Origin of the sequence: Arthrobacter sp. H14 (assembly GCF_000520495.1) — a bacterium.
Taxonomy (GTDB): domain Bacteria; phylum Actinomycetota; class Actinomycetes; order Actinomycetales; family Micrococcaceae; genus Arthrobacter_C.
In genome coordinates this window covers 48,639-74,668 of the sequence record NZ_KI914687.1, presented here as the reverse complement: position 1 = coordinate 74,668, position 26,030 = coordinate 48,639, and the positions used below count along the sequence as shown (strand labels likewise).

Sequence of the window (26,030 nt, the reverse complement as noted above, 5' to 3'; positions counted from 1 at the left end):
CTGCGGCCCGACGTCGTCGTCATGGACGTCAATATGCCGTTGCTGGACGGAATCAGTGCGACGGAGAAGATCCTGGCGGCGCTGCCGGGTGCGAAGGTGGTGCTGATCAGCGTCGACGCCGGACAGGAGCGGTTGTCCCAGTCGGAAGCCGCAGGAGCTGTGGCCTTCCTCCCCAAGGGCAGCCCCAAGGGTGCCCTGATTGATGCCGTCCATCTGGCAGTGGGGCGTTAGCCGGCGGCTTTCAGCACATCGCGGGTCTGCTGCACGTCCAGCCGCATCTGATGGACCAGCGCCTCCGGCCCCTTGTAGGCCACCATCCCGCGAAGCCGATCAACAAATTCGACGACTACCATCTGGCCGTATAAATCGAAGTCGTCCGGTGCCTCTTCCGGGCGGTCGATGACGTGTGCCTCGACCTGGCGGGAGACGCCCTCGAAGGTCGGGTTCGAGCCCACGGAAATGGCGGCCGGCCACCGGCGTCCTGCGGCGTCCGTCATCCAGCCGGCGTAAATTCCATCCGCCGGGATGAACCCGGTTGCCGCAGGGGCAAGGTTCGCGGTGGGAAAACCCAGCGCGCGGCCGCGTGCCGCTCCATGGACCACTTCGCCGCGGACCCGGTGCGGCCGGCCCAGGACCTGCTCCGCGGTCTGCACATCGCCGTCGTTCAACAGCTCACGGACCCAGGTGGATGAACACCGGCGGTCGACCGCGTTGCTGCCGTTCGCTACGGCGGAATCGATGTGCGGACCGGGAACGTCCGACCCGAATTCGTTGATGACGGCCACGCTGAAACCGTACTGCTCCCCCAGCTGCTTCATGGTTTCCAGGTCCCCACTGTTGCCTTTGCCGAAGCGGACATCGTGGCCGACGAACACCTTGGAAGCGCCGAGCGTATCGACAAAGACCTTCCGAACGAACTCCTCGGGCGTGTTTGCGGCCAACTCCAGGGTGTAATGCATCACCAGAACGCCATCCAGCCCGGTTGCTTCGAGCGTTTCCAGCCTGTCCTCGAGGCCCATGATCTGCTCCGGCGCGCTTTCGGGCCTGTGCACCTTGGCCGGATGCGGCTCGAAGGTAACTGCCACAGCGGCACATCCGTCCTCCTGCGCCGCGGTGATCAGTTGCGAGAGAACCTGCTGGTGTCCCCGGTGCACGCCGTCGAAGTTTCCAATGGTGACCACCGATGGACCGAAGCCGCCGGGAACCTCGGCCAGGTCTTTCCAGTAGTGCACGTATCTCCTCGCGAGCGCTGCAGTGTTGTGCCCCGGAACGGGTCCTTAACATTATGGCTGATAGTGCCGTTGATAATTTAACGCGGGCCCTGCGCGGTTCCCTGCTGGTGGGAATAAGTGCGCTTGAGCTCCGCCGTTTTGACCAACCAGCGGTGCCAGACCACCAGCACGGGCGGGACCACAAGTTCGAGGACCATCAGCACGATCATGATGACGTGGGGAGTTCCGGAAAGGGCCCAGGAAATCACCCGGGCGATACCGCCTATAAAAACCATGGTGCAGACAAACCAGAGAACATTCGCCCATTCGAATTTCACCGCGATGGTCAGGAATGCTGCTCCGACACCCACGAGCAGCGCGGCGAAGTACCGGTAGTTGCTTTCCAAAGTAGGTGTGGTTTCCGACGCCGGCCCGGGCAGCCCCGCTGTCCCCAACAGGACCTGGAAAACGCCGAATCCCAACAGCAGCAGTCCCACCAGCGCGACGGCGGCCCGGAACAGTTTCCAATCGCCGCGGTTCTCATCGCCGCTTTCGGCTGCCTTCCCATCGGCTCCGGTTTTGCCACGGGCGTCCCGCTTATCGGGAGCGTCGCGCTTTCCACCGGTCGCGGTATCCGTGCGTATCGGTTTGGTCGCAGCACTGTCGGCCGGCCGGGGCGACACGGAACTTGTATTGGATGGGCCGGACCCGATTTTGGTGGTCGGCGCCGTTCCAGGCGCGGGGTCTTTGCCTTGGGCTCCTGCTGGGTTGCGGCCCTGAGCACCAGAAGCGTTCCTGCCCTCGTCTCCAGCCGGCTTTCCCGCCTGTTCCTTGGCTGGACCGTTGGAGGAGTCCGGACCGGGCTGGGACATGTTCAACACCTCACCTCAAGGACAGTACTGGGTGAAGCCATACTCTCACGGCCGGTGCAGGGTGGAAAGCGGTTACGGCCCCATCCACGGTTCGCAGGGACTTCGGGGATCGTCGGCCGCCAGCGTCATGATCCAGGCGTCGGTGGGAACACCCCGCTGGACGAAGTAACCACGGATCGTCGCCTCGTGCCGGAAGCCGAGCTTCCACGCCAGTTTCCGGCTTGCCCAGTTGGGAACACCTGCCTGCCAGTGCAGGTACTGCAGATTCAGCTGATCGAGCGCGTACCCGATCAGCAGGCGGGCCGCCCATTCCGCGGCGCCGCTGCCCCGCGATTCCGGCCCCATATTGATCCCTACCTCGGCGGTTCCGGGCCGGAAGCGGTGAAGGCCAATGGTGCCCAGCAATTGGCCGTCCTCCGCGCGGGCAATGGCGAAGTTCTGCTGTTCTCCGCTCTCCCAGGCCCCAGGCACATGGGTGAAAATGTAATCCCGGGCGTCCTGTTCGGTGTAACCCTCCGGAACACTCGTCCACTTCACCGCCGCAGGATCCTGGCAGTTTTCGGTAAGTGCCGCCACGTCCCGCTCCCCGAGCCGGCGCAGCACCACTGTGCCGTCGGACAGCTCCGGTACGACGGCGGTCACCTCCAGGTTGCCCGTCTGCGGCTCTCCGCTGGGTCCGCTGATCCGCCGGTGATCGAATGTGGTCATGGTCAGGATCCAGCAGTCGGCGCGGCCATCGCCGTCGTCCGCCAGCAACCGCACGGTTCCCTGCAGCGAAAACCCTGCCCGGTGTGCCAGCTTCCGGCTGGCCCAATTCCCCACTTTGGCGTACCAGTGCACCACGGACAGATCCCGCTCATTGAAGGCATAATCCAGCACCAGTTCGACGGCGCGCAGGGCAACCCCGGTGCCCCGGGAGCCGGATGCGAGCTTGATACCCAGTTCCGCTCCCCCGGCGTGCACCCGGTGCAGCGCGACCGTCCCGAGGAGTGCATCACTGTCGTCATCGGCAACCGCCCAGCGCAGCGTCTTTCCGCTCTCCCAGCCTTTTTCTGCATCGCCGGCTATGAACAGCGCCGCGTCCGCGGCCGAATAATCCGGACTGCCATTGGACCACTGGACGGCTTCGGGGTCGCTGGACAGCGCGGCGAACGCTTCCGCATCCGCAACCCGCAGCCTCCGCAGTCTGACCACACCGTCGCTCTTCATCGGCGTTCCCTGTCCGAACGATTGTAATAGAGCCACCACAAGCCGACGATCGGCAATACCAGCGGAACGAATCCATATCCCCGGCCGAAGGCTGACCAGACCGTATCGTCGGGCAGGGCCGCAGAGCTCGCCAGAGTGACCGCGCCGACCGTGAGTACACCGACCATTTCGACGCTGACGGCCAGCACCGATGTCCAGAACCAGCGGGGGCCCGCTTTGGCCAGCGATACTGCAGCCAGGATGTAGACGACGGCGGCGAAGGCGGAGAGGCTGTAGGCCACCGGCGCTTCAGAGAACTTTGTTGCGATCTGGAAACCTGCACGTGCGGTGGCGGCGAGCGCAAATACCGCATAGACGGCGATGATCAGCCGCCCGGGTCCGCTGGACCGGGATGATTTCAATGTTTCTTCCTCCGTGGTGGCCATCGGCTAGAAAATCCAGGCGGCAAGCGCCGCGCCCTCCAGCTGCGGCCCGTACCAGATCTGGTTCATCCTCGCGGTCATGACCAGGGCGATCAGCCCGACCGATCCGAGCACGAAGTTGCTCCACCGGCTGCGCTCCATCAAGGACCAATAGACGGCCGCGAGGGGAATGACCAGCGCCGTCACGAGATAGCCCCAGAACTCCCAGGCCGGTCCTGACGGTCCTCCTGCGCCGATGGCACTGATGATGGAGCCGGCCAGATACACCAACAGGGTCAGCTCGACGGCGGCCACGGACAGGATCGTGATGTCGTTGGGGCCTATTCCCCTGATGCCGCCGGCGACGCACACCACCGTGGACAACAAGCCGACGATCAATACCGCGTAAAAGTATCCATCCATTACTCCTGGTGTCCTCCCGTGGCCGGCGCAAAAACCAGCACCGGCTTGGCGGCGTCATCCTTGTTTTCCAGCAGCGCGGCCAAGGATCCGTCCGGAGCGAAGGCCGCCACCGTTTCCGTCCCGGCTCCTGCGGCAATCCTTCGGCCAAACGACAACTCCACCGCCTCGTCCGTAGTAAGTTCCCGAACGGGAAGCAGTGCCCGCGCGGCGGTGGAAATGTCCAGGACGGTGAGTTCTTCGGCCAGCTGCTCCAGCGTACGGGCCTGATCGAGCCGATACGGACCGACCCGCGTCCTGCGCAAGGCAGTCAGATGCCCGCCGACCCCCAGAATGCCGCCGAGATCCCTGGCCAAGGCCCTGATATAGGTTCCGGAGGAGCACTCGACGGTCACGTCCACGTCCAGGTACTCACCCTCGTCGCCGCCGGCCAACTCTTCGCCAGCCGGAACGCGGCGGAGTCCATTAACTGAGAATTCCGATACGGTGACCGGCCGCGCGGCGAGTTTCACCTCTTCGCCCGACCGGACCTTGGCGTAGGAACGCTTGCCATTAACCTTGATGGCGCTGACGCTGCTGGGCACCTGCTCAATGTCTCCAGTTAAGCGTTCGACGGCGGCACGCACCGCAGCTTCGCCCACGCCGGCCGCGCTGGTTTCGGAAGTGACATCGCCTTCGGCATCGTCGGTGATGGTGCTCTGGCCCAATCGGATGGTGGCCGTGTAGGTCTTGGAGACGCCGACGATGTACGTCAGCAGCCTGGTGGCCTTGTTGATTCCGACGACGAGTACGCCGGTGGCCATCGGATCCAGTGTCCCGGCATGGCCCACCTTGCGCGTACCGGCCAAGCGCCGCATCCGGGCGACCACATCATGGCTGGTCCACCCCTCCGGCTTGTCTACGATCACCAATCCCGATCCGGTCAGCCCAGAAGTCACCCACCCAGTATAGGGTGCTGCGGAGGCCGCCCGTTACAGCGGTACATTTCCCACATCTCTCCGTTCTGCGGGTGGTTCGAGCGGCCCTTGGTCAAGCCTGAACGGCGGGTAGTCGTCGCGCATTAAGGCCGTGTAGGTAATGGTGCGGTATATCCACCGGTTAATACCCATCAGCAGGTTGAACAGTCCAAGCCGGTAGACCCCGGTGAACAGCAGGATGAGGGCGGTGATCAGGACCAGGAGGCTGAGCAGCGAGATGCCATTGGCCGACCCGGTGTTCGAACCGTCTGTCGAAGCCCACACTCCTCCGGTAAGAGCAGCGACGATAAGCAGTTGCGGCAAGGCGAGGAGCCAGGACTTCACCAGCACTTTCCAGTGCGAAAGCTTGGCAGGATAGGCCACGTCGAATTCCGCTGGATAGTCCGTACGCGCCAAGGTGAAAGGCGGATAGTGGTCTGTGCCAAGCACTCCATAGGCGTAGAACGAGACCCGCCAGTTCCAACGAAGGACGCCGACCGTGAATTGGAAGAGCGAGGCTGGATAACGGCCGGTAAACAGAATCACCAGGCCGGCGGCCACGGTCACAACCAGGAACGCAATCCAGAGGATGGAGAGCACTATGTAATGCGGGATGGCCAAGAGCCACTTGAGCAACCACATCCATCTCGACAGCGCGGGGTCCAATTGCCCGACCAACCGGGTTGGGTAGGCAGAGGCGTCGGTCTCATCATCCGGCGTCATGGGAGACTGTGCCTGGATGCCCCGGCCAAGGCCGGCGGCTCCAATGATAATGAGGGCCAGCCCGCCCGCAAGCAGGGTCAGGCCCAGCAGTACCGGTCCCGAATTGGCGAGCACGGCCGGAGAGGCGACAGACAGCAGCACTCCCACGATGAGTATGAGCATGTGTACGGGGCTCATTTTGCCGGCTGGCGGCCGGGACTGCCGCGGGGATTCGTTCGGCGTTGACATTGACATGACTTTCTTCTTTCACACGATAAAACTGTTGGCCGGGTGGACGGCGGATCGGAGGGCTGCTCGTATTTAGATAGTGATGGCGACCTTTCCACGTACCTGCCCGGCGTCGAAGTAGCGCATGGCCTCCGGCATCCGGTCCAGCGGATACGTCTTGTCGATTCCCGGCGTCACCGTTCCCGCCTCGATGAATCCAGTAAGTCTTTGGAGGTCGCTGGAACGCACTTTGCCGACAAACATGGTTAACCGCTGGCGTATCAAGACTGATAGAGCAAGGGCCCGGAACTGGCGGTTCATTCCCCCTGAGAAGTTGCCGCCGTCTTCGCCGCCGGTGATGACCGCCGTTCCATTGGCTGTGAGGGCTTTGCGGAGGCGTGAGAGACCCGGATTTCCTGCAATGTCGAGGATCAAGTCGTAATGGTGGGCGCCGTCTGCGAAGTCGGTACCGGTGTAGTCGATGACATGGTCAGCGCCGAGGGATCGCACGAAGTCGAGTTTTGCCGTGCTGCATACGCCGGTGACGTCGGACCCAAGGGCTTTAGCCAGCTGTACTGCAAAGCTGCCGACACCGCCGGATGCACCGATGATGAGTACTTTCTGCCCCCGCTGAACGCGGCCGACGTCGCAGAGGCCCTGCAGCGCGGTGGACGCTGATACCGGCACCACTGCCGCCTGTTCGAAAGAAAGGTTGGCCGGCTTGCGGGCAAGCTTGTCCTCGCGCACCACGGCGTATTCGGCAAAGGCCCCTTTCCCGAAACCAAACACTTCGTCGCCTGGGGCGAATCCGGTCACTGCCGGCCCGACCGCGGAAACCGTTCCTGCGACGTCTGTTCCGGGAACCCGGTCCTTGGGCCTGCGGAATCCAAAACCCAGGCGCAGCAGATACGGTTTGCCCGTCATCAGATGCCACGTTCCCCGGTCCAGTCCTGCGGCGTGAACCCGCACCAGCACCTCATTGTCGGCTATTCGGGGAGGGGGTATCTGCGCCAGGCGGAGGACGTCGGCCGACCCGTAAGAGTCCTGCACGATCGCCCGCATCGTGTCGGCTGCCGTCGTCGTGCCGTTTGCGGCATTTCTCTTTGGGGCACGTTCTTGTTGAGATGTCATGGGTTGTTCTTCCTGACCAAATGCTGTCCAGCAGTACGCATTCGTACACTGTACGAAATATGGTAACGTACACTGTACGAAAGCGATAGAGTCCTCCGGGAGCAATATGCCTGAAAAATCCAGCCGCAGCAGCCGCCGTGAGCGGACTCCCCTCAGCCGGGAGAGAGTTCTCCGCTGTGCCCTGGCAGTTGCAGACCGGGAGGGAATTGGGGCGCTGACGATACGCTCGCTGGCCCGCGCGCTTGAAACCAAGCCAATGTCGCTCTATCACTACGTTGCCAATAAGGACGAGATCCTTGACGGCATTGTGGATCTCGTCTTCAGCGAAATCGATTTGCCTTCTGCCGGGGGCGATTGGCGGCCCGGGATGCACCGCCGGGCACAGTCTGCGCGGCGGGTTCTACGCTGTCATTCCTGGGCCATCGGCCTGCTCGAGTCCCGGACCACTCCCGGACCTGCCACGCTGCAGCACCATGACGCGACGCTGGGCACTCTGCGGGCGGCGGGGTTTTCCGTACAGATGACAGCCCACGCCTACGCCCTGCTCGACAGCTATATCTACGGTTTCGCCCTTCAGGAAGCGGCGCTGCCATTCAAAGGCCCGGGAACCGTCGCTGAAGTCACCGAACCCATTGTGCAATTATTCTCCGCCGGCGACTACCCCCATCTGAGAGAGATGGCTTCCGAGCACGTCCTCCAACCGGGTTACGACTTCGGTAACGAGTTCGAGTTCGGGCTCGACCTCATCCTTGATGGCCTGGCTGCGTCCATTTCAGACCGTGGCGGGGCGCTTCCACCCCCAGCGTCCCGGCCCGGTTAGCGTTCCCAGGCATGAAATAGGCCCGCCGGACTGCCCGAAGTCATTATGCTATGGGCAGCCCGGCGGGCCTTCTCTTTATCTGGTACGGGGTTACGGCCGGTCGGAGCCGTCCGCCTCAGCGGCTTCCTCATCGTCTTTACGACGGTAGGGATCCGGTTCGCCCGCGTACTTCTGCTCAGCGGCCAGTGACGCCACCTCCGCATCCCGCTCCTTGGCGGTACGCAAAAGCTCCTCGAGGTTGCTGGCGTTAACCGGGATCTCATCCGGGACGAACTCCAGCGTCGGTGTCAACCGCACGGTAATGTTCTTGCCTACCTCGGCGCGCAGAATGCCCTTGGCGGACTCCAGCGCACGGCGCGTTTCCGCCGACTCGTCCTCATCACCGTAGACGGTGTAATACACCGTCGCGTGTTGCAGATCGTTGGTTACTCTGGCGTCGGTCACCGTGACGAAGCCCAGCCGCGGGTCTTTCACCCGTCGCTCCAACGCCTGTGCGACCACTACTTTGATCCGGTCCGCCAGTTTCGCGGCACGTGCTGGATCAGCCATTATCTTTCTCCTGCCTGAGCGGAGGCGCTCGATGGAGCGCCTCCGCAGATTCTTGCATTATCGATCGACGCCTTAGGCGCGCGGCTTCTCCCGCATTTCGAACGTCTCGACGGTGTCGCCTTCCTTGACGTCGTTGAACGACCCCAGGCCGATACCGCATTCGAAACCTTCGCGGACCTCGGTCGCGTCGTCCTTGAAGCGCTTGAGCGACTCGATGGTGAGGTTGTCCCCCACGACCTTGCCGTCGCGCACCAGACGTGCCTTGGTGTTCCTGCGGATGGTTCCGGAACGGACGATCGAACCGGCAATGTTGCCGAACTTCGAGGAACGGAAGACCTCGCGGACCTCCGCCGTGCCGAGACTGGCTTCCTCGTACTCGGGCTTGAGCATGCCCTTGAGCGCATTCTCAATATCGTCGATTGCCGCGTAGATAACCGAGTAGAACCGCAGGTCCACGCCTTCGCGGTCTGCCAGATCGGAGACCCGCTCCGCGGGACGGACGTTGAAGCCGATGATGATGGCATTGTCCACGGTGGCGAGGTTGACGTCATTTTGCGTGATGGCACCGACACCGCGGTGGATGACGCGCAGCTGCACGTCATCTCCGACGTCGATCTTCAACAGGGCGTCTTCAAGAGCCTCAACCGCACCGGAAACGTCACCCTTGAGGATGAGGTTCAAGGTGTCGATCTTGCCCTCGGCCACAGCCTGGTCGAAGTCCTCCAGCGTGATGCGCTTGCGGCGCTTGGCCAGAGCCGCGTTACGGTCCGCCGCCTCACGCTTCTCAGCGATCTGCCGTGCTGTCCGCTCGTCGGGAGTCACCAGGAAGGTGTCACCAGCGCGGGGCACGGTCGACAATCCCAGCACCTGCACCGGACGCGAAGGATCGGCCTTTTCGACTGTATCGCCGTTCTCGTCGAACATGGCACGGACACGGCCGTGGGCCTTGCCCGCCACAATGGTGTCCCCGACGTTGAGCGTTCCGGACTGGACCAACACAGTTGCCACCGCGCCGCGGCCCTTGTCCAGGTTCGCCTCGATGGCGATACCACGTGCATCCTTGTTCGGATTGGCGCGCATATCGAGAGCGGCATCCGCAGTCAGCAGGACCGCTTCAAGCAGTTCGTCGATGTTTTCGTTCTGCCGGGCGGAGACGTTGACGAACATGGTGTCGCCACCATAGTCCTCCGGCACCAGACCGTACTCGGCGAGCTGGCCTTTGACCTTCTCCGGGTTGGCGCCTTCCTTATCGATCTTGTTCACTGCCACGACAATCGGCACGTTGGCCGCTTGTGCGTGGTTCAGTGCCTCAACCGTTTGCGGCATGACGCCGTCGTCGGCAGCAACCACCAGCACCGCGATGTCGGTGACCTTGGCACCACGGGCACGCATGGCGGTGAACGCCTCGTGACCCGGGGTGTCAATGAAGGTGATAGCGCGGTTGTTGCCCTCATGTTCACGGTGAATCTGGTAGGCACCGATGTGCTGGGTGATGCCGCCGTGCTCTCCGGTCATTACATCGGAGTTGCGGACGGCGTCCAGCAAGCGCGTCTTACCATGGTCAACGTGTCCCATGACGGTCACTACCGGAGGACGGGCCTGAAGCTCTTCGTCGCCCTCTGCCTCAAGTTCTGCATTGAGGTCGATATCGAAGGCATCGAGCAGTTCGCGCTCCTCGTCCTCTGGTGAAACCACCTGAAGTTTGTAGCCAAGTTCGCCACCGAGCAACGCGAACGTGTCCTCGTCCAGGGACTGGGTAGCGGTAGCCATCTCGCCCAAGTGGAACAGGATGGTCACCAGCGATGCGGGATTCGCATCGATCTTCTCGGCGAAGTCGGTGATCGATGAACCACGGCGCAGACGGACAACCGTACTGCCATCGCCACGGGGAACCGTGACACCGCCGACACTCGGCGCTGACATCTGCTCCAGTTCCTGCCGCTTTGCCCGCTTCGACTTGCGCTGCTTGCCGCGGCCGGCGCCTCCCTTGCCGAAGGCACCCTGGGTTCCACCGCGTCCGCGGCCACCCTTGCCGAAGCCGCCACCCGGAGGGCCTCCGGGACCGCCGCCGGGAGCGGCACCGCGGCGCGGACCTGCACCCGGGCGGTCATTGCCGCGTCCGGGAGGTGCCACACGATCGGTGCGGCCAGGCATCATGTTCGGATTGGGACGGGCTCCGCCACCCGGACGGGGAGCCGCGCCGGCACCGGCCGGACGCGGTGCGCCAGGACGTGGGCCGCCGGATCCTGCTGCCGGACGGGGACCGCCTGAGCGCTCGCCCGATCCTTCGCCACGGCCGCCGCGGGGCATACCCTGCGAGGTGGCAAACGGATTGTTGCCCGGACGGGGACCGCCTGAACGATCCGAACCGCGGCCACCGCGGGGCATACCCTGCGAAGTGGCAAACGGGTTGTTCCCGGGACGTGGCCCACCTGATCCTGGGCGTGCGCCGGATGGTGTCGCTTTGGCTCCAGGCTTGGGGGCAGGACGGGCACCAGGCTTTGGTGCCGGTGTTGCATCCTCCGCTGCGGGATTTGGCGTCCCGGTTGCGGGCGCTTCCGGCTCCGCGGCAGGCTTTTCAGCTTCCGCTGCCGGCTTTTCAGCCTCGACGGGCTTCTCGGGCGCGGGAGCCGGTGCAGGCTGCTCCGGCTCTGCTGGGGCTGGTTTTGCTCCCGGCTTGGGTGCGGCAGTGGTTGCTCCCGGCTTGGGCGCTGCCGGTTTGCTGCCGGTCCCGGCCGGAGCGCTTTGCTTCTCCGTCGTGCCGTCCTTGTCGGTGGCCTTTGCAGCCGGCTTGGAGCCGCCACCCTTGCCATCCGTCTTGGAATCGGCGGCCGGGAATGCGCCGCGGAGTTTCTTCACCACGGGCGCTTCAATAGTTGATGAGGCTGAGCGAACAAATTCGCCCATCTCCTGCAGTTTTGCTACTGCATCTTTAGAGGTAATCCCGAGCTCTTTGGCGAGCTCGTGTACGCGGACCTTGGCCACATTTCTCCTGTCTCGGCTCGCACCGAGTCAGGCACGAACCGTCTATTTCCTACTGCGACTTTGAGCACTCATGGCAAGTGCGCGGTCGTTTTTAAAGCACAACAAATGAATCATCGTTGGGCACTCATCGCTGGGTACTCATCGGGTTTCCATCTTCATTACTGACCCGCTCTCAGGTTGGACGGTTGTCATGGGTCCTCCGGAGGTTCCGGTGGATTCCGCTGCGTTGAAATAACTCTCCACATTCCGGGTTTCAACCTGGCCTCTAAAAGCACGGTTGAACGCACGGCGTTTCACAGCCATTACCAAGCAGGACCGGCTGGGATGCAACCAGGCACCCCGGCCTGCCATGCGGCGGCGGGCATCGACAACGACGGCGTTCGTGCCGTCGCAATTGGTGGCCACCACCCGCAGAAGTTCACTTTGGGCTGCTCGATTACGGCACCCGATGCAGGTCCGAAGTGGTTGACGTTTCGTCGTTACCACCAGTGGCACCTCTCGCATCGATTGCACAGTCGAATGACCCGGCCACATACATTCTAGCGCTTCCGGCCCGTTTGCCACGAACCGGAAGGTGTGAGTCTACTCTGACGCCTGCACCTGTGCCGGGGCAGCGTCCGAAACGATGTCGATGCGCCAGCCGGTGAGCTTGGCCGCAAGCCGGGCATTCTGCCCTTCCTTGCCGATGGCCAGCGAGAGCTGGTAATCGGGAACCACAACCCTGGCCTGGCGCAGCTGCTCGTCGACGATCGTTACCGATGCCACGCGCGACGGCGACAGCGAATTTCCAATGAACGTCGCCGGATCCTCGCTGAAATCAATGATGTCGATCTTCTCGTCGTTGAGCTCGTTCATGACCGCGCGGACACGGGACCCCATCTCGCCGATGCAGGCACCCTTGGCATTCAACCCCGGAACGGCAGCCTTGACAGCAATTTTGGAACGATGACCAGCTTCGCGGGCGAGGGCGATGATCTCCACCGATTTGTCCGCGATTTCCGGAACTTCCATCTCAAAAAGTTTCCGGACCAGGCCGGGATGCGACCTGGACAGCGTAATCGAAGGACCCTTCATGCCGCGGTGGACGTCGACGACATACGCGCGAAGCCGTGCGCCGTGCAGATAGTTTTCGCCGGGGACCTGCTCTGGCGGCGGCAGGACAGCCTCGACGGCACCAAGATTAACCTGGACCATATGCGGGTTGTGCCCCTGCTGGATGAGCCCGGAAACCAGCTCACCTTCCTTGCCGCGGAATTCGCCAAGGATATTGTCGTCCTCAGCATCCCGCAGCCTCTGCAGAATGATCTGGCGGGCCGTGCTGGCCGCGATCCGCCCGAAGCCGGCCGGGGTGTCGTCGTACTCGCCGACCACTGTGCCGTCGTCGTCGAGCTCCGCCACCCAGATAGTGACGTGGCCGCTCTTGCGGTTCAGCTCCGCCCTCGCCTTATCGTGCGCGCCGGACGTCTTATGATAGGCGACCAGCAATGCCTGCTCGATGGTGGGGATCAACAGATCCAAAGGGATTTCCCGCTCGCGTTCAAGCAGCCGCAATGCGCTCATATCGATATCCATCTCAGGCCTCCTCAGCTGAAAAAGTATGGTTCCCGGCGGTTCCGCCGTCAAGGTCTTCGTCGACCCGGGAGAATTCAATTTCCACCGCACCCATGCGCACCTGCTCAAAGGCAAAGTGGGTGGGTTCGCCCTTTTTGGGCTTCATGCCTTTTTTTACCTGCACCTGGGGACGGACTGTGACGCCGTCGTCGTCGACGTCGAGAAGACGCCCGGTGACATCACCGCCGTCCACCATTGTCATGTTCACCAGCCGGCCCCGGGCACGCCGCCACTGACGGGGTTCCGTCAGTGGACGGGCCGCCCCCGGCGAAGAGACTTCCAGCTGGTACGGCCGTGCTGTGTCATGGGGGTCCTCGTCGAGGACGCGGGAAAGTTCAGCAGAAACATGGGAAATAGTGTCGAGGTTGACACCGCCGGTCCGGTTCTCATGAAGATCGACGACGACGGAAACCGTGCGTTCCGTGCCTGCGGGCTTCACCTGTACGTCCTCCAAGTAGAGATCGTGAGCCGAAACGGTTGGTTCCAGCAGTTCACGCAGCCGGTGCGATTCTGCGCGGGTCTGCTCCGCGTCCCCCGGATTGTGATTAGGCCGGACCATTACTGCCTCCCACTCGATGATGTTGTAGCTACTAGCGTAACGACAATTCTCCACAGTCGATGCATTGGACGGCGACTTCGCAATGCATACACCAAGCGGGCGAACGTGAGATCATCGTCTGTTGTGAAGCCGACCGGAAAGAAGTCCGCCGCCGCCAAGGCGAAGACTGCAGTTCTGCTTTCCGTTGTCGCCCTGCTCGTGCTCAGTCTGGGCACTGTTGTAGCGGACCGGACCCGGCCTCAACCGGACCCGCCGAGCGTAACGGGCATGGCACGAAGTATGGCGCGCGCCGAGGCAAAATCGCTGCAGTCACGCGCGCGTGAACTGGCCGGAAATGCCGCACCCGGCGGGATGAAACGTGCACTCATCAGCACCGCGGATATGCTGGCCCGCCATGCTTCACAATTGGCAGCGCCGGCTCCAGCATCTCCCCGTCCCGGACCATCCCCGTTGCCTTCGCCGGTTGATTCAGGCACGGAGGAAAGCGCGCCGGCTCCAACAGTTCCCGGTCTCGTGGCCGCTTTGGCGGCCAATGCGGAGACCATGCGGCTCGACGCCCGTGACGTGAAGGCAGGCTTGGCGGGTCTGTTGGCCACCGTGTCGGCACAACAATTCGTGCAGGCCACCTCGCTTGCCGGCAAGGCGGGGCTGCCCGCTCCCGGCCTCCCTCCCCTACCGGCGGGCGCCGATGGTGTACCGGCGGGCGCCGATCGTGCCGATCTGGTCGACTGCCAGGGATCCCGGACAGCTGAGGCGAAGCCGGCAACGGCGTTGCAGGCCACCTACTCCGGATTGCAGCGCACCGTCTACGCCTATGAAGTTGCCACCCCGCAGTTCGCCGGGCCCCTGTTCTCCCGCTTCCGTGAGCGGCTGCGGCAGCACACCCGTGCCCTGGAGCAGGGAGAGCTGATGCTGGAATCGTTGTGTGCCGAAGTCCCGGTGGCCGAACCTGCCTACGCCCTCCCGGATGGATTCAGGGAGGACCCCGCGGATGGTCTTGCCCGGGTGGAGGAGGATCTCGCAGCGATGTACGCCGATCTCGTCGGGCTCAGCAGCGCAGACGTGCGGGCATGGTCGATCAGCATGCTCACCCGCGCTTCGCTGAGAGCCCAGCAGTGGGAGAACCGCGGATGATCCCCGGCTTCGAACTCCCTGCCGCCCTGGAGCGCAATGTGCGTTCCGAACCCGCCGGCCGCACCTGGCTGGCCCAGCTTCCGCAGCAGTACGAGCGCTACATGCGCCGCTGGGATCTCACTCTGGACCTTCCCGATGGAAGGGCCCCGTGGACTGGCCACACCGGCGTCGTCATCCCGGTGCGGCGGCACGGCGGCACCCGGGCGGTGCTCAAACTCACGCTGCCGCATGAAGAGGCCCTGGCCGAGGCCGATGCATTGGAGCTCTGGGACGGCACCGGAGCCGTCCGGCTGCTGGAAGCGGACAAACCGGAGCTGGTGCTTCTGCTGGAGCGGCTCGACGGCGACCGTTCGTTGGCGGACGCGCCGATGGCCGAGGCGTTGTCCGTCTGGGGAGGACTGGTCCGCCGGCTCGCCGTCACGGTTCCGGAAGCCTCCCGTCATACGTTCCCGCTGCTGGCGGCCCAGGCGGAGCAGTGGACGGACGAGTTCCCGCAGCGGTGGGAACAGCTGGGCCGCCCGTTCGAACGCTGGCTTCTTGAAGCTGCCCTGGAAGTGTGCCAGGTGCACGGTGCCGTCGGCCGGCGCAGGAACGCCGACGTCCTGGTGCACAGCGACCTCCACTACTTCAACATCCTTGCCTCGCTCGAGGAACCGCACTGGTATCTGGCCATCGACCCCAAACCGGTTATTGGCGATGCCGAATTCGCCGTCGCGCCAATGCTGTGGAACCGGTTGGGTGAACTGCCCGACAAGAACCCGGAAATAGCCTTGCTGGACCGGCAGGCCCGGCTGTGCGCCGCCGCAGGACTGGATAACGAACTCGCGCGCCAGTGGAGCCTGGTGCGGGAAGTCCAAAACGCGATCTGGTCGTATGAGGACGGTATGGCTGCCGAAGCTGCACGGTCGCTGTGGGTTGCGTCCGCCATGGCGGGCAGGACCTACCCCGGTCTTCCCGACGTACATGAGCTGCCGGAACCTTAGCCTTCCCGCAGCCCCACGCCAGCTGGTTAATACAGCTAGCCGGTGAAGTTCTCCGCCCAGACGTCGTAGCCGAGTTTGACGATCAGCACCGATACCACGGCGAGGAAGACGACGCGGATAAACTTGCTGCCCTTGGTGATAGCCATCCGGGCCCCCAGATAGCCACCGGCCATATTCGCGACGCCCAGCACAAGACCGAGTCCCCACAGCAGGTATCCATTCGGAGCAAAGAACAACAGCGCGCCGATGTTTGTGGCCATGTTGACGATTTTGGCCTTGGCGCTGGCGGCCAGGAAGTTGTACCCCAGCAGGGTCACCATGGCGATAACGAGGAACGAGCCCGTCCCGGGACCGAGCAGCCCGTCGTAGAAACCGATAACCAGCCCGATCGCGACGGCGACCCCGTAGTGCCGGTGTCCGGTATGGCGCAGCTTCGTCAACGTTCCAACCGTCGGCCGGAATGCCGTAAAGAGCGCGACGGCAATCAGGGCGGCCACAATCATCGGCTTGAATACCGACGCCGGCAGCAGTGCCGCGAACACGGCGCCTCCGTAGCTTCCCGCCAGGGCAATCCCTGCCATCGGCAATGCTGTGCGTAAGTCCGGTCTGGCCCTGCGGAAGTATGTGATGGCGCTGGTGGTCGTGCCGAAGATGGAGCCCATTTTGTTCGTCGCGAGCGCCTGTACCGGCCCGATCCCCGGCACGAGCAGCAGTGCAGGCAGCTGGATCAACCCGCCACCACCGACGACGGCGTCAATCCAGCCAGCCGCGAAACCGGCGAGGACGATCAGGACTATCGTTGCAAGCTGAAGCTCCTCGAGTCCTGAACCCACCTCAAACTATCCTCGGACGAGTTCGGTGAGGTGGGCCACGGCTTCTCCTACCGGAACCTTGTTCGCCTCTCCGGTAACGCGGTCCTTCACCTCGACAACGCCGTCGGCCAGTCCCCTGCCCACCACGACAAGGGTGGGAATGCCGATCAGTTCAGCGTCGCCGAACTTGACCCCGGGTGAAACCTTCTGGCGGTCGTCATACATGACCTCGATGCCGGCGGCGTCCAGCTCCTCGGAAATTCTTCCGGCAGTTTCAAACACCTCGGCATCCTTGCCTGCGGCCACGATGTGGACATCGGCCGGCGCCACCTGGCGGGGCCACGTCAGACCCTTCTCGTCGTGATTTGCCTCGGCGAGCGCTGCTACGGCGCGCGTCACTCCGACGCCGTACGAGCCCATCGTGACGACGACGAGTTTGCCGTTCTTATCCAGCACCTTCAGGTCCAGTGCATCGGAGAACTTGCGGCCGAGCTGGAAGATATGGCCCAGTTCGATCCCGCGTGCCGATTCAAGTTTTCCCGAGCCGTCGGGAGCCTCATCGCCTGCGCATACCTCGGCGGCTTCGATGGTTCCGTCCCAGCTGAAGTCCCGGCCGGCCACCAGTCCGAAGACATGCATGCCGGACGTATTCGCGCCGGTGATCCAGGTGGTGCCGCTGACAACACGCGGGTCCACCAAGTACAGCAGTCCGGTGGATCCTTCAGTGCCAAGCACTGGGGAGCCGGTGCTCAATCCCGGTCCCACATAGCCCTTGACAAGCTGGGGGTTGCGCGCAATATCCGCGTCGTTGGCGGTCTCCATGATGACCTCGCCACCGGTTTGCAGGTGCGGCCCGATGTTGGCTTCGATCCGCTTGAGGTCGACGTCGCGGTCGCCGGGCAGCCCGACGACGACGATCTGTCGCTCTCCGCTGGGAAGGACGGCAGCCAGGACCACGTTTTTCAGTGTGTCCGCAGCCGTCCAGTCCTCGTCTTCCCGGGGAAACTTGGTGTTGGCGGTGGCCACCAGTGTATCGATCGTCGGCGTGTCCGGGGTGTGCTCAACGCGTGCTTCCGTAGCATTCGAGAAGTCGATCTCGTCGGGGATGATGGTGGTGACTGCCTCGACATTGGCCGCATAACCGCCCGGTGAGCGTACGTAGGTGTCCTCGCCTATCGGCGTCGGGTGCAGGAATTCCTCACTCCGTGACCCGCCCATCGCCCCGGAGGTGGCGGAAACGGCGACGACCTCCAGGCCGAGGCGCTCGAAAATGCGGACATATGCGCGCCGGTGGGCCTCGTAGCTGACGTCGAGGCCGTCGTCGTCAATGTCGAAGGAGTAAGAGTCCTTCATGATGAACTCTCGTCCCCGGATCAGACCCGCCCGCGGCCGCGCCTCGTCGCGGTACTTGGTCTGGATCTGGAACAGGCTCAACGGAAGGTCCTTGTAGGAGTTGTACAAGTCCTTCACCAGCAAGGTGAACATTTCCTCGTGCGTGGGGGCGAGGAGGTAGTCCGAGCCCCTGCGGTCCTGGAGCGTAAAGATGTTGTCGCCGTATTCGGTCCACCGGTTCGTGGTCTCGTACGGTTCGCGCGGCAGCAGTGCCGGGAAGTGGACTTCCTGGGATCCGATGGCGGCCATCTCCTCGCGGATGACGGCCTCGACTTTGGCCAGCACCCGAAGGCCCAGGGGCAGCCACGAATAGATTCCCGGAGCGGCCCGGCGGATGTAGCCGGCGCGCACCAGAAGTTTATGGCTGGCCACTTCGGCGGCGTGGGGATCTTGGCGCAGAGTGCGCAAGAACAGCGAGGAAAGGCGAAGGACCACCGGTGGTCTCCGTTCTGTGAAGCAACTGATCGTAAAACAACTCGACTACTAATCTAACCGCTCATGCGCACGCCCGTTACCACTTGAACCTTGACGGGAGAAACTCTGCGGCTTAGCTTTAATTCATCAACTGGTGAATTACTCGCAAGGAAGTTCCCATGTCATATCCTCAAGCGGATCCGGCCGCGGCCGTCGTCGTCAATGAACTGCAGATCCGGCGGGGTAAAACAACGGTTCTGGACGGACTGGATTTCACTATTGGCGGCGGAGCAATCACCGGCCTCCTCGGGCCCTCAGGGAGTGGAAAAACCACGCTGATGCGCGCCATCGTGGGCGTTCAGCATATTTCCGCCGGAAGCATCCAAGTGCTCGGCCATCCCGCCGGAAGCGCCGCCCTGCGCAGCAAAACAGGGCACGTGAGCCAATCTCCAAGCGTCTATCCGGACATCACGGTCGAAGACAACGTGCAATATTTTGGCGCCCTGCACTCGATGCCCCGCTCACGGACGGATGAGGCGATCGACGCCGTTGGGCTGCGTCCGTTCGCCAAGCGCAAAACCGCAGACCTCTCCGGCGGCCAGTTCAGCTGCGTCTCACTGGCCTGCGCCCTGGTATCCCGCCCGGACGTACTGATTCTCGACGAACCTACCGTAGGGCTCGATCCGGTGCTCCGGGTCGAACTGTGGGAGCAGTTTGCGGCGATGGCTGCGGCGGGAACCACCCTGATCATTCCCAGTCACGTCATGGAGGAAGCCTCGCACTGCGATTCGTTACTGCTGCTGCGCGAGGGACGCCTGCTGGCACAGCTCACTCCCGGCAAGCTCCGCGAACTCGGCGGGACGGACGATCTGGAACTTGCCTTCCTGCGGCTCATCCGCTCACTGCCGAAGGAGACAGCAGCATGAACATGTCAATGATGCTTGCCACCGCCGCCCGCGTGCTGAAGCAACTGCGGCATGATCCACGAAGCATCGGCCTCATCCTGGTGGTGCCTGCCCTGCTGTTGGCCGTGGTGTACTACCTGTTCGAGAACGAAACACTGCCGTCGGGCGTACCGCGCACCTTCGACCGGGTCGGCCTGATGATGCTGGCGATTTTCCCCTTTGTGGTGATGTTCCTGGTCACTTCCATCACCATGCTCCGCGAGCGCACCTCAGGGACCCTGGAACGGATCCTGACGACGCCGATCCACAAGGTTGATCTGCTCTTCGGCTATGGGCTGGCTTTCTCGATCATGGCGGCGCTGCAGGCCGGTGTTGCGACGGCGTTCGCGTACTTCGTGTTCGACCTAGAGATCGATGGAAGTCCCGGCCTGGTGATTTTGGTTGCCGTCATCAACGCCGTGCTGGCGGTGGCGCTTGGGCTGCTTTGTTCGGCCTTCGCGAGCACGGAATTCCAGGCCGTCCAGTTCATGCCGGTCGTCGTCGTTCCGCAGATCCTGCTATGCGGATTGTTCGTCGCCCGGGACGGGATGGCGGACTGGCTGGAGGCAATCTCCAATGCGCTGCCGCTAACCTATTCGGTTGACGCCCTGCAGGAAATAGCCGCAAACACCGATGCCACCAGCGCTCTGTGGACCGATCTGACCATCATCGCGGGCTGCGTCGTCGTTGTCCTAATCCTGGCTTCGCTGACCCTGAGGCGGCAGAGCCGGTGAGTACGTCCCGGCGCGGACGCCGCGGCGGAGGTGGAGACACCCGCGGACAGATCCTGACCGCCGCGCAGAAGCTTTTCGCCGAACATGGGTACGAGGGAACGAGCCTGCGCAGCATTGCCCGCGAAGCGGAGGTGGGTCCTGCGCTGGTACATCACTACTTCGACGGCAAAGAGGCATTGCTGGCGGCAAGCGTGGAACTGCCGGCGAATCCCCGCGAGGTGCTCGCCGGCGTCGCAACCCTGCCTCCGGCTGAACGCGGGGCCGCCCTGGTGCGGACGCTGCTGGCGCTTTGGGACTCGCCCCTGCAGCCTGCGTTGCTCACTTTGGTCCGCACCACTATTGGGTCCAAGTCACAGTCCGCACTGATGCGTGAAGTCCTGCGCAGGCGGGTCCTGAACGTCATCATGGCCGGCATGGCATGCGACAAGTATGAAGCTCAGCTACGGGGTGAATTGCTGGTAAGCCAGGTTTTTGGCCTGATTGTCAGCCGGTACGTGGTCAAGCTCGAACCTCTGGCCTCGCTCAGCAGCGAAGAGGTGGTGCGACTGGTCTCCCCCACCGTCCAGCACTACCTGACCGGCGACCTGGGAAACTGGCAGGCATGACCACGCTGAAAAGAGTGAGGCAGCGGTTACAGGTTGCAATGAACCGTCTGCGCTGGAGCAGAACCGTGCCGTGGGCGCTAGAGCAGAATGGTGGCGAAGGTCCCGACCCGTTCAAACCCCACATTGCGGTAACTGGCCATTGCGGGGGCGTTGTAGTCGTTGACGTACAGACTCGTTACCGGCGCGTGTTCACGGGCCAGTAGAACGACGGCGGCAAGGTAGGCCGCGCTCAGTCCCCGGCCACGGTAGGCGGGGTTCATCCAGACACCCTGGATCTGCGTCACCTGAGACGATACCGATCCCAGCTCCGCCTTGAAAACAACTTCGCCGCCGCCGTCGAAGTCGACCATCGAGTGGCGGCGGTTGATGAACGAGGCGATGCGCTGCTTGTAGAACTGGTCCCCGCCCACGAGCGGTGAATAGCCCACTTCTTCTTCGAACATGGCCACGCAGGCAGGCAGCAGGGCGTCGAAGTCCTCCATGGTGCTGAACCGGAGGCCAGGATGCGGTTCGATGGCCGGACCTGTCCGCAGCTCCATCAGCGGCTGGTTGGGCCGCACATCAAACGGCGACGACGCATTTGTCTGCAGTTCCGACCACAGATCCATCACCGCGTCGGAGGGGCCGAAGATCGACGAAAACGACTTGCCGGTGGCCACCAGGTACCGGCCGAATTCCTGGGCCGCCACCGGAGACGTTTCGACAGGGACGATATTGGCTCCGGCCCAGCACGCACTCGCGAGGGACGCGCCGTCGTCGTAGCCGAGGATTTGGCCGCCGGCGGGTGTGGGGGCTGCGGTTTTGGTGTTCTCCAAATGGGAGGCGACGAAAATGTTGGCTACAGGATTCCGGTTCACCAACGCCCACAGCTCCGCCGTATCGGAGTCGTCGAGCACCCGTACGGACCCCTGAGCGGGCTTGTAGCGGTGCAACGCCGGATCACGCCGGTGTGCCCTCGTTCCGGAGGCCAGCCACGGTGCCACTTTGGACAGAATCCTCGCCACCAGCCACCCCAATATGTCCTACGCCAATATCTACCCACGAGTCTGTCAGGAAAACGGCCTGCGCCATAGTCCCTGAACAGTGTTTACCAGGTTCCTAGCTGACGCTGACGACGGGGCTGCCGCTTTCCTCGCTCAAACCCTGTTCCTCCGCGATCCGGTTGGCCTCCTCGATCAAGGTCTCCACGATCTGGTCCTCCGGCACGGTCTTGATCACCTCGCCCTTGACGAAGATCTGGCCCTTGCCGTTGCCGGAAGCAACGCCGAGGTCGGCCTCGCGGGCTTCGCCCGGACCGTTGACGACGCATCCCATCACGGCCACACGCAGCGGAATTTCCATGCCTTCCAGTCCTGCGGTGACCGCGTCGGCCAGGCTGTATACGTCCACCTGCGCCCGCCCACAGGACGGGCAGGAAACGATTTCGAGCTTGCGCGGCCGGAGGTTCAGCGACTGCAGGATCTGCTCGCCAACCTTGATCTCCTCGACGGGCGGTGCCGACAGAGAGACGCGGATGGTGTCGCCAATGCCCTGCGAGAGCAGCGCACCGAAAGCGGTGGCGGACTTGATCGTGCCTTGGAACGCCGGCCCGGCCTCCGTCACACCGAGATGCAACGGCCAGTCGCCCGCCTGTGCCAGCAGCTCGTACGCCCGGACCATGATCACCGGGTCGTTGTGCTTGACCGAGATTTTGAAGTCATGGAAGTCGTGCTCTTCGAACAGCGACGCTTCCCAGACGGCCGATTCGACGAGGGCCTCCGGAGTGGCCTTGCCGTACTTCTTCAGCAGGCTGGGGTGTAGTGATCCGGCGTTGACACCGATGCGCAGCGAAGTGCCGTGATCCTTGGCGGTTTGAGCAATCTCCTTGACCTGATCGTCAAACTTGCGGATGTTTCCGGGGTTCACTCGTACGGCGGCGCAACCGGCCTCAATTGCAGCAAAAACGTATTTCGGCTGGAAATGGATGTCGGCGATAACCGGGATCTGCGACTTCTTCGCGATGATCGGTAGAGCCTCGGCATCGGCCTCCGTCGGACAGGCCACACGTACGATGTCGCAGCCCGACGCCGTCAGCTCCGCAATCTGCTGCAGCGTGGCGTTGATGTCGGTGGTCTGCGTGGTCGTCATCGACTGGATGCTGATGGGAGATTCCGAACCTACACCGACGGTACCGACCTTGATCTGGCGCGTCTTACGGCGCGGGGACAGGGTGGGTGGCGGGGCTTCCGGCATTCCCAGGTTGACCGAGGTCAAAACGTGCCTCCATGTGTGATTGCTTCAGTGATGACGCCGATGAAGACGCCGGATTCCATTATCCTCTTGATCCGCTGAATCGGCGATCCAGCGGGCATGAGGCAACGCCACGGGCCCTGTCAGGCACCGCGCGGGTGCGCCCTACGCGTGTTCCGTGAACGCGCCGAGCAGCGGCTTCCACTCCTTCACGCGCATACCTGATACCAGGCCTGCCTGGTTGAAGGGATCCTGCTTAAGCTCCTCCAGCAAGGCGGCTTCGGAATCGGCGGTAAACAGCAGCAGTGCGCCGGCACCGTCAACGTACGGGCCCGAGGACAGAACCCGGCCGGAATCGACGCGCTCTTTGAGCCACTGCCGGTGTGTAGGCAATAGCTCATTCCGTGCAGCAGCCGTTTCCGCCTCATAAACATATTCGACAACAAAAACACTCATGCGTTGATCCTCACTGTTAGTTGAACCTCACTTTTAAGGTCAATCCGCCCGGCGCTAACCGAACAAATTGACAGGCTTTACGATGTCGGCATAAATCAGCAGCGCGCCCATGCCAAGCATAAGCACCGCCACAACGTACGTCAGCGGCAGGAGCTTTGCAATGTCGAACGGACCTGGATCCCTCCGGCCGAACAGCCGGGCGATCCGCCGGCGCAATCCTTCCCATAATGCACCTGCAATATGGCCGCCATCCAGGGGCAACAGCGGGATCAAGTTGAATACGCACAGTGCCAGGTTCACGCCGCCGAGGAGCCGGAACAGCAAGGCCACCTTGGATTCGACGGCGATTTCCTCCATGCTCGCGACTTCACCGGCGACCCTGCCGACCCCGACGACGCTGATGGGGCCGTTGGGATCGCGGGGTGCATCGCTGAAGGCAGCTTGTCCGATCTCATACACATGCTCGGGCAGATTGAAGACGACGCCGGTCACGCGGGCAATGTTTTCACCCACCGCCGGCAGGACGTCACCGGCAGGCTGCGGCACCAGTTCGATCTGCGCGCCCATGCCGACAAATCCGACCTCCGTGGTGACCGGATTTCCACTGGAATCGAGTTCCGCCCGGCCGTCCGCGCCGATCACGGGCCGCTCGGTCAACAGCGGAGTAATTTGTGACTGGATGCGTTCGCCGTCGCGCAGCACCGTAATCGGAACTTCCTCGCCGGCGGCGGCACGGATCCGCTCCGTCATGGCCTGCCAGTTCTCCACCGGCTGGCCATCGAACCGGACGACGGCGTCGCCCGGCTGCAGCCCTGCCGCCGTCGCCGGTGCCTTCGGGTCACTCGGGAGGCAGTCCTGCTGGCCTGTTTCCGCCTGCTGGCTGACCGGGACGACGCATTTGTAGACCTCGGCGAGCGTCGTCGTCGCCTGCGCGCTGCCGAAACCCATGATCACCACGGCGAACAGCACAACGCCGATCACCAGGTTCATGAACGGACCGCCGAGCATGATGATGATCCGCTTCCAGATGGGCAGCTTGTAGAACATCCTGTTCTCATCGCCCGGCCGGACCTCTTCGGCGGCAAGTTTGCGGGCGTCGTCGGCCAGCGTCTGGAACATGCCGGTGCTGGAGCGGCGGACAGTGCCATCGCTGTCCTCGGCCGGTGGATACATGCCCACCATGGATACATAGCCGCCCAGCGGGAGCGCCTTGAAACCGTATTCGGTCTCTCCGCGTTTCTTCGACCACAGCGTCGGGCCGAACCCGATCATGTACTGCATTACCCGGACTTTGAACAGCTTGGCCGGTACCAGGTGGCCCACCTCGTGCAGGGCGATCGAAGCGGCGATGCCCACCGCGACGAAAAGCACCCCGAGGATGAACAGAAGTACTGTCAACGGATTCTTTCCTTACTGGCTTTCGATGGCATGCGTTGCCGCTGCAGCGGATTTTCCTCTGGCTAAACGTTCGCGGGTGCGGTTTCGTGCCCACTGCTCGGCCTCAAGCACCAGGTCCAACGTCATCTCCGGGGCGGGCGAATGTTCGTCCAGCACGGCTGCAATGGTATCCACAATATCGAGGAATCCTATTCCTCCGCCATGAAACGCGGCGACGGCCTCTTCGTTCGCCGCGTTGTACACCGCAGGATACGTCGTGCCCCGGCGGGCGGCCTCCTTGGCCAGCTCGACGGCGGGGAACGCTTCGTTGTCCAACGGTTCGAAAGTCCAGCTTGTCGCCTGGCTCCAATCGCAGGGCAGGGCCGCTCCCGGCAGCCGTTCCGGCCACGCCAGCCCGAGCGCAATGGGCAGCCGCATATCCGGCGGCGAGCACTGGGCAATGATGGAGCCGTCGATGAACTGGACCATCGAGTGGATCACTGACTGCGGATGCACGACGGCGTCAATCTTCTCCAGCGGAATGCCAAACAGCAGGTGCGCCTCAATAACTTCAAGCCCCTTGTTGACGAGGGTCGCCGAGTTTGTGGTGACCATCGGCCCCATGCTCCATGTCGGATGGGCCAGCGCCTGCTCAGGAGTGACGTCCTCCAATTCCGCGCGGGTCTTGCCCCGGAACGGCCCGCCCGACGCCGTGACCACCAGACGGTCCACCTCACCGGGCGAACCCGAGCGGAGGCACTGCGCCAGCGCCGAATGTTCCGAATCCACCGGAACAATCTGGCCCGGTTTGGCCTGCGACAGGACCAGCTCACCGCCGACGATCAGCGATTCCTTGTTCGCCAGCGCCAGCGTGTGCCCCGCCTTCAATGCGGCCAGCGTCGGCGCCAGTCCTATCGATCCGGTGATCCCATTAAGCACGACGTCGGCAGTCGGCCAGGCGGCCAGCTCCGCCGCTGCGTCCGGGCCGACGCTGAGTTCCGGGGCATAGCCGGTAATTCCCGCGGCTCCGGCGGCCGACTCGATGGCTTCCCGGAGCGCCTCAACATGTCCGGAGGCAATCCCCACAGCCTGGGCTTCGGTACGGACTGCCTGTTCCGCCACCAGGTGCAGGTTGCTGCCACCGGCGGCGAGAGCGACAACGCTGAACTTCTCCGGCGCAGCCGCGATCACCTCGATGGCCTGGGTACCGATCGAACCGGTCGAACCAAGCAGGACGACTTTCCGGCTTCCGGCCGGCTCTGTTTCATCGCGGAAAGGCATACTTCCAGTATGGCT

At 63.2% G+C, this 26,030-nt stretch carries 27 protein-coding genes; 7 read left to right on the top strand and 20 right to left on the bottom strand.

Annotation, left to right across the window (positions count from 1 at the left end; all coding sequences use genetic code 11):
* On the top strand, nucleotides 1-231 hold a 231-nt coding region (locus Y707_RS0118835; RefSeq protein ID WP_026536226.1), incomplete at its 5' end, for a response regulator.
* Here the strand turns inward: Y707_RS0118835 and Y707_RS0118830 are convergent.
* From Y707_RS0118830 to Y707_RS0118780, 8 genes are all read right to left on the bottom strand, one after another.
* Complete coding sequence (locus tag Y707_RS0118830; RefSeq protein WP_026536225.1) at nucleotides 228-1,232, bottom strand: bifunctional riboflavin kinase/FAD synthetase; 1,005 nt, start codon at nucleotides 1,230-1,232, stop codon at nucleotides 228-230. The two genes, Y707_RS0118835 and Y707_RS0118830, sit on opposite strands and share 4 nt — an antisense overlap.
* 77 nt (nucleotides 1,233-1,309) lie before the next feature.
* Nucleotides 1,310-2,083, bottom strand: coding sequence for a DUF4345 domain-containing protein (locus Y707_RS29195; protein ID WP_081745012.1), 774 nt, complete (start codon nucleotides 2,081-2,083; stop codon nucleotides 1,310-1,312).
* 72 nt (nucleotides 2,084-2,155) lie between these two features.
* The gene (locus Y707_RS30150) at nucleotides 2,156-3,292 is read right to left on the bottom strand and encodes a GNAT family N-acetyltransferase (RefSeq protein ID WP_081745006.1); all 1,137 of its coding nucleotides are present in this window, start codon (nucleotides 3,290-3,292) and stop codon (nucleotides 2,156-2,158) included.
* Nucleotides 3,289-3,717: a hypothetical protein gene (locus Y707_RS0118810; RefSeq protein WP_026536224.1), complete on the bottom strand. Its 429-nt coding sequence runs from the start codon at nucleotides 3,715-3,717 to the stop codon at nucleotides 3,289-3,291. Before Y707_RS0118810 ends, Y707_RS30150 begins: the two co-directional genes overlap by 4 nt.
* Nucleotides 3,718-3,720: 3 nt before the next feature.
* Nucleotides 3,721-4,116, bottom strand: coding sequence for a hypothetical protein (locus Y707_RS27515; protein WP_035782605.1), 396 nt, complete (start codon nucleotides 4,114-4,116; stop codon nucleotides 3,721-3,723).
* Nucleotides 4,116-5,051: a tRNA pseudouridine(55) synthase TruB gene (truB, locus tag Y707_RS27510; RefSeq protein WP_275451233.1), complete on the bottom strand. Its 936-nt coding sequence runs from the start codon at nucleotides 5,049-5,051 to the stop codon at nucleotides 4,116-4,118. The genes Y707_RS27515 and truB overlap by 1 nt, the downstream gene beginning before the upstream one ends.
* Before the next feature lie 33 nt (nucleotides 5,052-5,084).
* Complete coding sequence (locus Y707_RS27505) at nucleotides 5,085-6,020, bottom strand: DUF4389 domain-containing protein (RefSeq protein ID WP_333782860.1); 936 nt, start codon at nucleotides 6,018-6,020, stop codon at nucleotides 5,085-5,087.
* A 72-nt stretch (nucleotides 6,021-6,092) separates the two neighbouring features.
* Nucleotides 6,093-7,130 carry an NAD(P)-dependent alcohol dehydrogenase gene (locus Y707_RS0118780; protein ID WP_253905262.1) on the bottom strand — a complete coding sequence of 346 codons (1,038 nt, stop codon included), beginning with the start codon at nucleotides 7,128-7,130 and terminating at the stop codon, nucleotides 6,093-6,095.
* 106 nt (nucleotides 7,131-7,236) lie between these two features.
* On the opposite strand from Y707_RS0118780, the gene Y707_RS27500 reads away from it, so the two are divergent.
* Complete coding sequence (locus Y707_RS27500; RefSeq protein ID WP_051442196.1) at nucleotides 7,237-7,950, top strand: TetR/AcrR family transcriptional regulator; 714 nt, start codon at nucleotides 7,237-7,239, stop codon at nucleotides 7,948-7,950.
* Nucleotides 7,951-8,040: 90 nt separating this feature from the next.
* Here Y707_RS27500 and rbfA read toward each other — a convergent pair whose 3' ends face one another.
* The 5 genes from rbfA to rimP all read right to left on the bottom strand — a co-directional run bounded on the left by rbfA (nucleotide 8,041) and on the right by rimP (nucleotide 13,708).
* The gene (rbfA, locus tag Y707_RS0118770; RefSeq protein ID WP_026536221.1) at nucleotides 8,041-8,499 is read right to left on the bottom strand and encodes a 30S ribosome-binding factor RbfA; all 459 of its coding nucleotides are present in this window, start codon (nucleotides 8,497-8,499) and stop codon (nucleotides 8,041-8,043) included.
* Nucleotides 8,500-8,571: 72 nt separating this feature from the next.
* Entirely contained in the window at nucleotides 8,572-11,484 is a 2,913-nt protein-coding gene (gene infB / locus Y707_RS0118765; protein ID WP_026536220.1) for a translation initiation factor IF-2, read from the bottom strand.
* Nucleotides 11,485-11,622: 138 nt separating this feature from the next.
* Complete coding sequence (locus Y707_RS0118760) at nucleotides 11,623-11,988, bottom strand: YlxR family protein (protein WP_035782638.1); 366 nt, start codon at nucleotides 11,986-11,988, stop codon at nucleotides 11,623-11,625.
* A gap of 78 nt (nucleotides 11,989-12,066) precedes the next feature.
* Nucleotides 12,067-13,056, bottom strand: a complete 990-nt coding sequence (gene nusA / locus Y707_RS0118755) for a transcription termination factor NusA (protein WP_026536218.1) — start codon at nucleotides 13,054-13,056, stop codon at nucleotides 12,067-12,069.
* Between the two features lies 1 nt (nucleotide 13,057).
* The gene (rimP, locus tag Y707_RS27495) at nucleotides 13,058-13,708 is read right to left on the bottom strand and encodes a ribosome maturation factor RimP (RefSeq protein ID WP_253905261.1); all 651 of its coding nucleotides are present in this window, start codon (nucleotides 13,706-13,708) and stop codon (nucleotides 13,058-13,060) included.
* 69 nt (nucleotides 13,709-13,777) lie between these two features.
* On the opposite strand from rimP, the gene Y707_RS0118745 reads away from it, so the two are divergent.
* Together Y707_RS0118745 and Y707_RS0118740 are read left to right on the top strand one after the other, a co-directional pair.
* Nucleotides 13,778-14,788: a DUF4439 domain-containing protein gene (locus tag Y707_RS0118745; RefSeq protein WP_026536217.1), complete on the top strand. Its 1,011-nt coding sequence runs from the start codon at nucleotides 13,778-13,780 to the stop codon at nucleotides 14,786-14,788.
* Entirely contained in the window at nucleotides 14,785-15,771 is a 987-nt protein-coding gene (locus Y707_RS0118740; RefSeq protein ID WP_026536216.1) for an aminoglycoside phosphotransferase family protein, read from the top strand. The genes Y707_RS0118745 and Y707_RS0118740 overlap by 4 nt, the downstream gene beginning before the upstream one ends.
* 35 nt (nucleotides 15,772-15,806) lie before the next feature.
* On the opposite strand, the gene Y707_RS0118735 is transcribed toward Y707_RS0118740, so the two are convergent.
* Nucleotides 15,807-16,604 (bottom strand): sulfite exporter TauE/SafE family protein, encoded by a 798-nt coding sequence (locus tag Y707_RS0118735; RefSeq protein ID WP_026536215.1) that lies wholly within the window; start codon nucleotides 16,602-16,604, stop codon nucleotides 15,807-15,809.
* 6 nt (nucleotides 16,605-16,610) lie between these two features.
* Nucleotides 16,611-18,410 carry a proline--tRNA ligase gene (locus tag Y707_RS0118730; RefSeq protein WP_026536214.1) on the bottom strand — a complete coding sequence of 600 codons (1,800 nt, stop codon included), beginning with the start codon at nucleotides 18,408-18,410 and terminating at the stop codon, nucleotides 16,611-16,613.
* 158 nt (nucleotides 18,411-18,568) lie between these two features.
* On the opposite strand from Y707_RS0118730, the gene Y707_RS0118725 reads away from it, so the two are divergent.
* The 3 genes from Y707_RS0118725 to Y707_RS0118715 are packed head-to-tail and all read left to right on the top strand — an operon-like array spanning nucleotide 18,569 to nucleotide 20,672.
* Nucleotides 18,569-19,315 (top strand): ABC transporter ATP-binding protein, encoded by a 747-nt coding sequence (locus Y707_RS0118725; protein ID WP_026536213.1) that lies wholly within the window; start codon nucleotides 18,569-18,571, stop codon nucleotides 19,313-19,315.
* Entirely contained in the window at nucleotides 19,312-20,067 is a 756-nt protein-coding gene (locus Y707_RS0118720) for an ABC transporter permease (protein ID WP_026536212.1), read from the top strand. The genes Y707_RS0118725 and Y707_RS0118720 overlap by 4 nt, the downstream gene beginning before the upstream one ends.
* On the top strand, nucleotides 20,064-20,672 hold the full coding sequence (locus tag Y707_RS0118715) for a TetR/AcrR family transcriptional regulator (protein WP_026536211.1): 609 nt from the start codon (nucleotides 20,064-20,066) through the stop codon (nucleotides 20,670-20,672). Before Y707_RS0118720 ends, Y707_RS0118715 begins: the two co-directional genes overlap by 4 nt.
* A gap of 77 nt (nucleotides 20,673-20,749) precedes the next feature.
* Here Y707_RS0118715 and Y707_RS0118710 read toward each other — a convergent pair whose 3' ends face one another.
* From Y707_RS0118710 to dxr, 5 genes are all read right to left on the bottom strand, one after another.
* Complete coding sequence (locus tag Y707_RS0118710; protein WP_253905260.1) at nucleotides 20,750-21,655, bottom strand: GNAT family N-acetyltransferase; 906 nt, start codon at nucleotides 21,653-21,655, stop codon at nucleotides 20,750-20,752.
* Nucleotides 21,656-21,770: 115 nt separating this feature from the next.
* Nucleotides 21,771-22,925, bottom strand: coding sequence for a flavodoxin-dependent (E)-4-hydroxy-3-methylbut-2-enyl-diphosphate synthase (ispG, locus tag Y707_RS0118705; RefSeq protein ID WP_026536209.1), 1,155 nt, complete (start codon nucleotides 22,923-22,925; stop codon nucleotides 21,771-21,773).
* A 141-nt stretch (nucleotides 22,926-23,066) separates the two neighbouring features.
* Nucleotides 23,067-23,357 (bottom strand): YciI family protein, encoded by a 291-nt coding sequence (locus Y707_RS0118695; protein ID WP_026536208.1) that lies wholly within the window; start codon nucleotides 23,355-23,357, stop codon nucleotides 23,067-23,069.
* A 54-nt stretch (nucleotides 23,358-23,411) separates the two neighbouring features.
* Nucleotides 23,412-24,755 (bottom strand): M50 family metallopeptidase, encoded by a 1,344-nt coding sequence (locus Y707_RS0118690; RefSeq protein WP_026536207.1) that lies wholly within the window; start codon nucleotides 24,753-24,755, stop codon nucleotides 23,412-23,414.
* Nucleotides 24,756-24,767: 12 nt separating this feature from the next.
* Nucleotides 24,768-26,015 carry a 1-deoxy-D-xylulose-5-phosphate reductoisomerase gene (dxr, locus tag Y707_RS27490; RefSeq protein ID WP_051442194.1) on the bottom strand — a complete coding sequence of 416 codons (1,248 nt, stop codon included), beginning with the start codon at nucleotides 26,013-26,015 and terminating at the stop codon, nucleotides 24,768-24,770.
* Between the last annotated feature and the right edge of the window lie 15 nt (nucleotides 26,016-26,030).

What these genes read in the sequence shown, in the direction of transcription:
- Y707_RS29195 (WP_081745012.1), bottom strand. Translation starts at nt 2,083, where the DNA reads ATGTCCCAGCCCGGTCCGGACTCCTCCAACGGTCCAGCCAAGGAACAG.
- Y707_RS30150 (WP_081745006.1), bottom strand. Translation starts at nt 3,292, where the DNA reads ATGAAGAGCGACGGTGTGGTCAGACTGCGGAGGCTGCGGGTTGCGGAT.
- Y707_RS0118810 (WP_026536224.1), bottom strand. Translation starts at nt 3,717, where the DNA reads ATGGCCACCACGGAGGAAGAAACATTGAAATCATCCCGGTCCAGCGGA.
- Y707_RS27515 (WP_035782605.1), bottom strand. Translation starts at nt 4,116, where the DNA reads ATGGATGGATACTTTTACGCGGTATTGATCGTCGGCTTGTTGTCCACG.
- Y707_RS27505 (WP_333782860.1), bottom strand. Translation starts at nt 6,020, where the DNA reads ATGTCAACGCCGAACGAATCCCCGCGGCAGTCCCGGCCGCCAGCCGGC.
- Y707_RS0118780 (WP_253905262.1), bottom strand. Translation starts at nt 7,130, where the DNA reads ATGACATCTCAACAAGAACGTGCCCCAAAGAGAAATGCCGCAAACGGC.
- Y707_RS27500 (WP_051442196.1), top strand. Translation starts at nt 7,237, where the DNA reads ATGCCTGAAAAATCCAGCCGCAGCAGCCGCCGTGAGCGGACTCCCCTC.
- rbfA (WP_026536221.1), bottom strand. Translation starts at nt 8,499, where the DNA reads ATGGCTGATCCAGCACGTGCCGCGAAACTGGCGGACCGGATCAAAGTA.
- Y707_RS0118760 (WP_035782638.1), bottom strand. Translation starts at nt 11,988, where the DNA reads ATGCGAGAGGTGCCACTGGTGGTAACGACGAAACGTCAACCACTTCGG.
- nusA (WP_026536218.1), bottom strand. Translation starts at nt 13,056, where the DNA reads ATGGATATCGATATGAGCGCATTGCGGCTGCTTGAACGCGAGCGGGAA.
- Y707_RS0118740 (WP_026536216.1), top strand. Translation starts at nt 14,785, where the DNA reads ATGATCCCCGGCTTCGAACTCCCTGCCGCCCTGGAGCGCAATGTGCGT.
- Y707_RS0118725 (WP_026536213.1), top strand. Translation starts at nt 18,569, where the DNA reads ATGTCATATCCTCAAGCGGATCCGGCCGCGGCCGTCGTCGTCAATGAA.
- Y707_RS0118720 (WP_026536212.1), top strand. Translation starts at nt 19,312, where the DNA reads ATGAACATGTCAATGATGCTTGCCACCGCCGCCCGCGTGCTGAAGCAA.
- Y707_RS0118695 (WP_026536208.1), bottom strand. Translation starts at nt 23,357, where the DNA reads ATGAGTGTTTTTGTTGTCGAATATGTTTATGAGGCGGAAACGGCTGCT.
- dxr (WP_051442194.1), bottom strand. Translation starts at nt 26,015, where the DNA reads ATGCCTTTCCGCGATGAAACAGAGCCGGCCGGAAGCCGGAAAGTCGTC.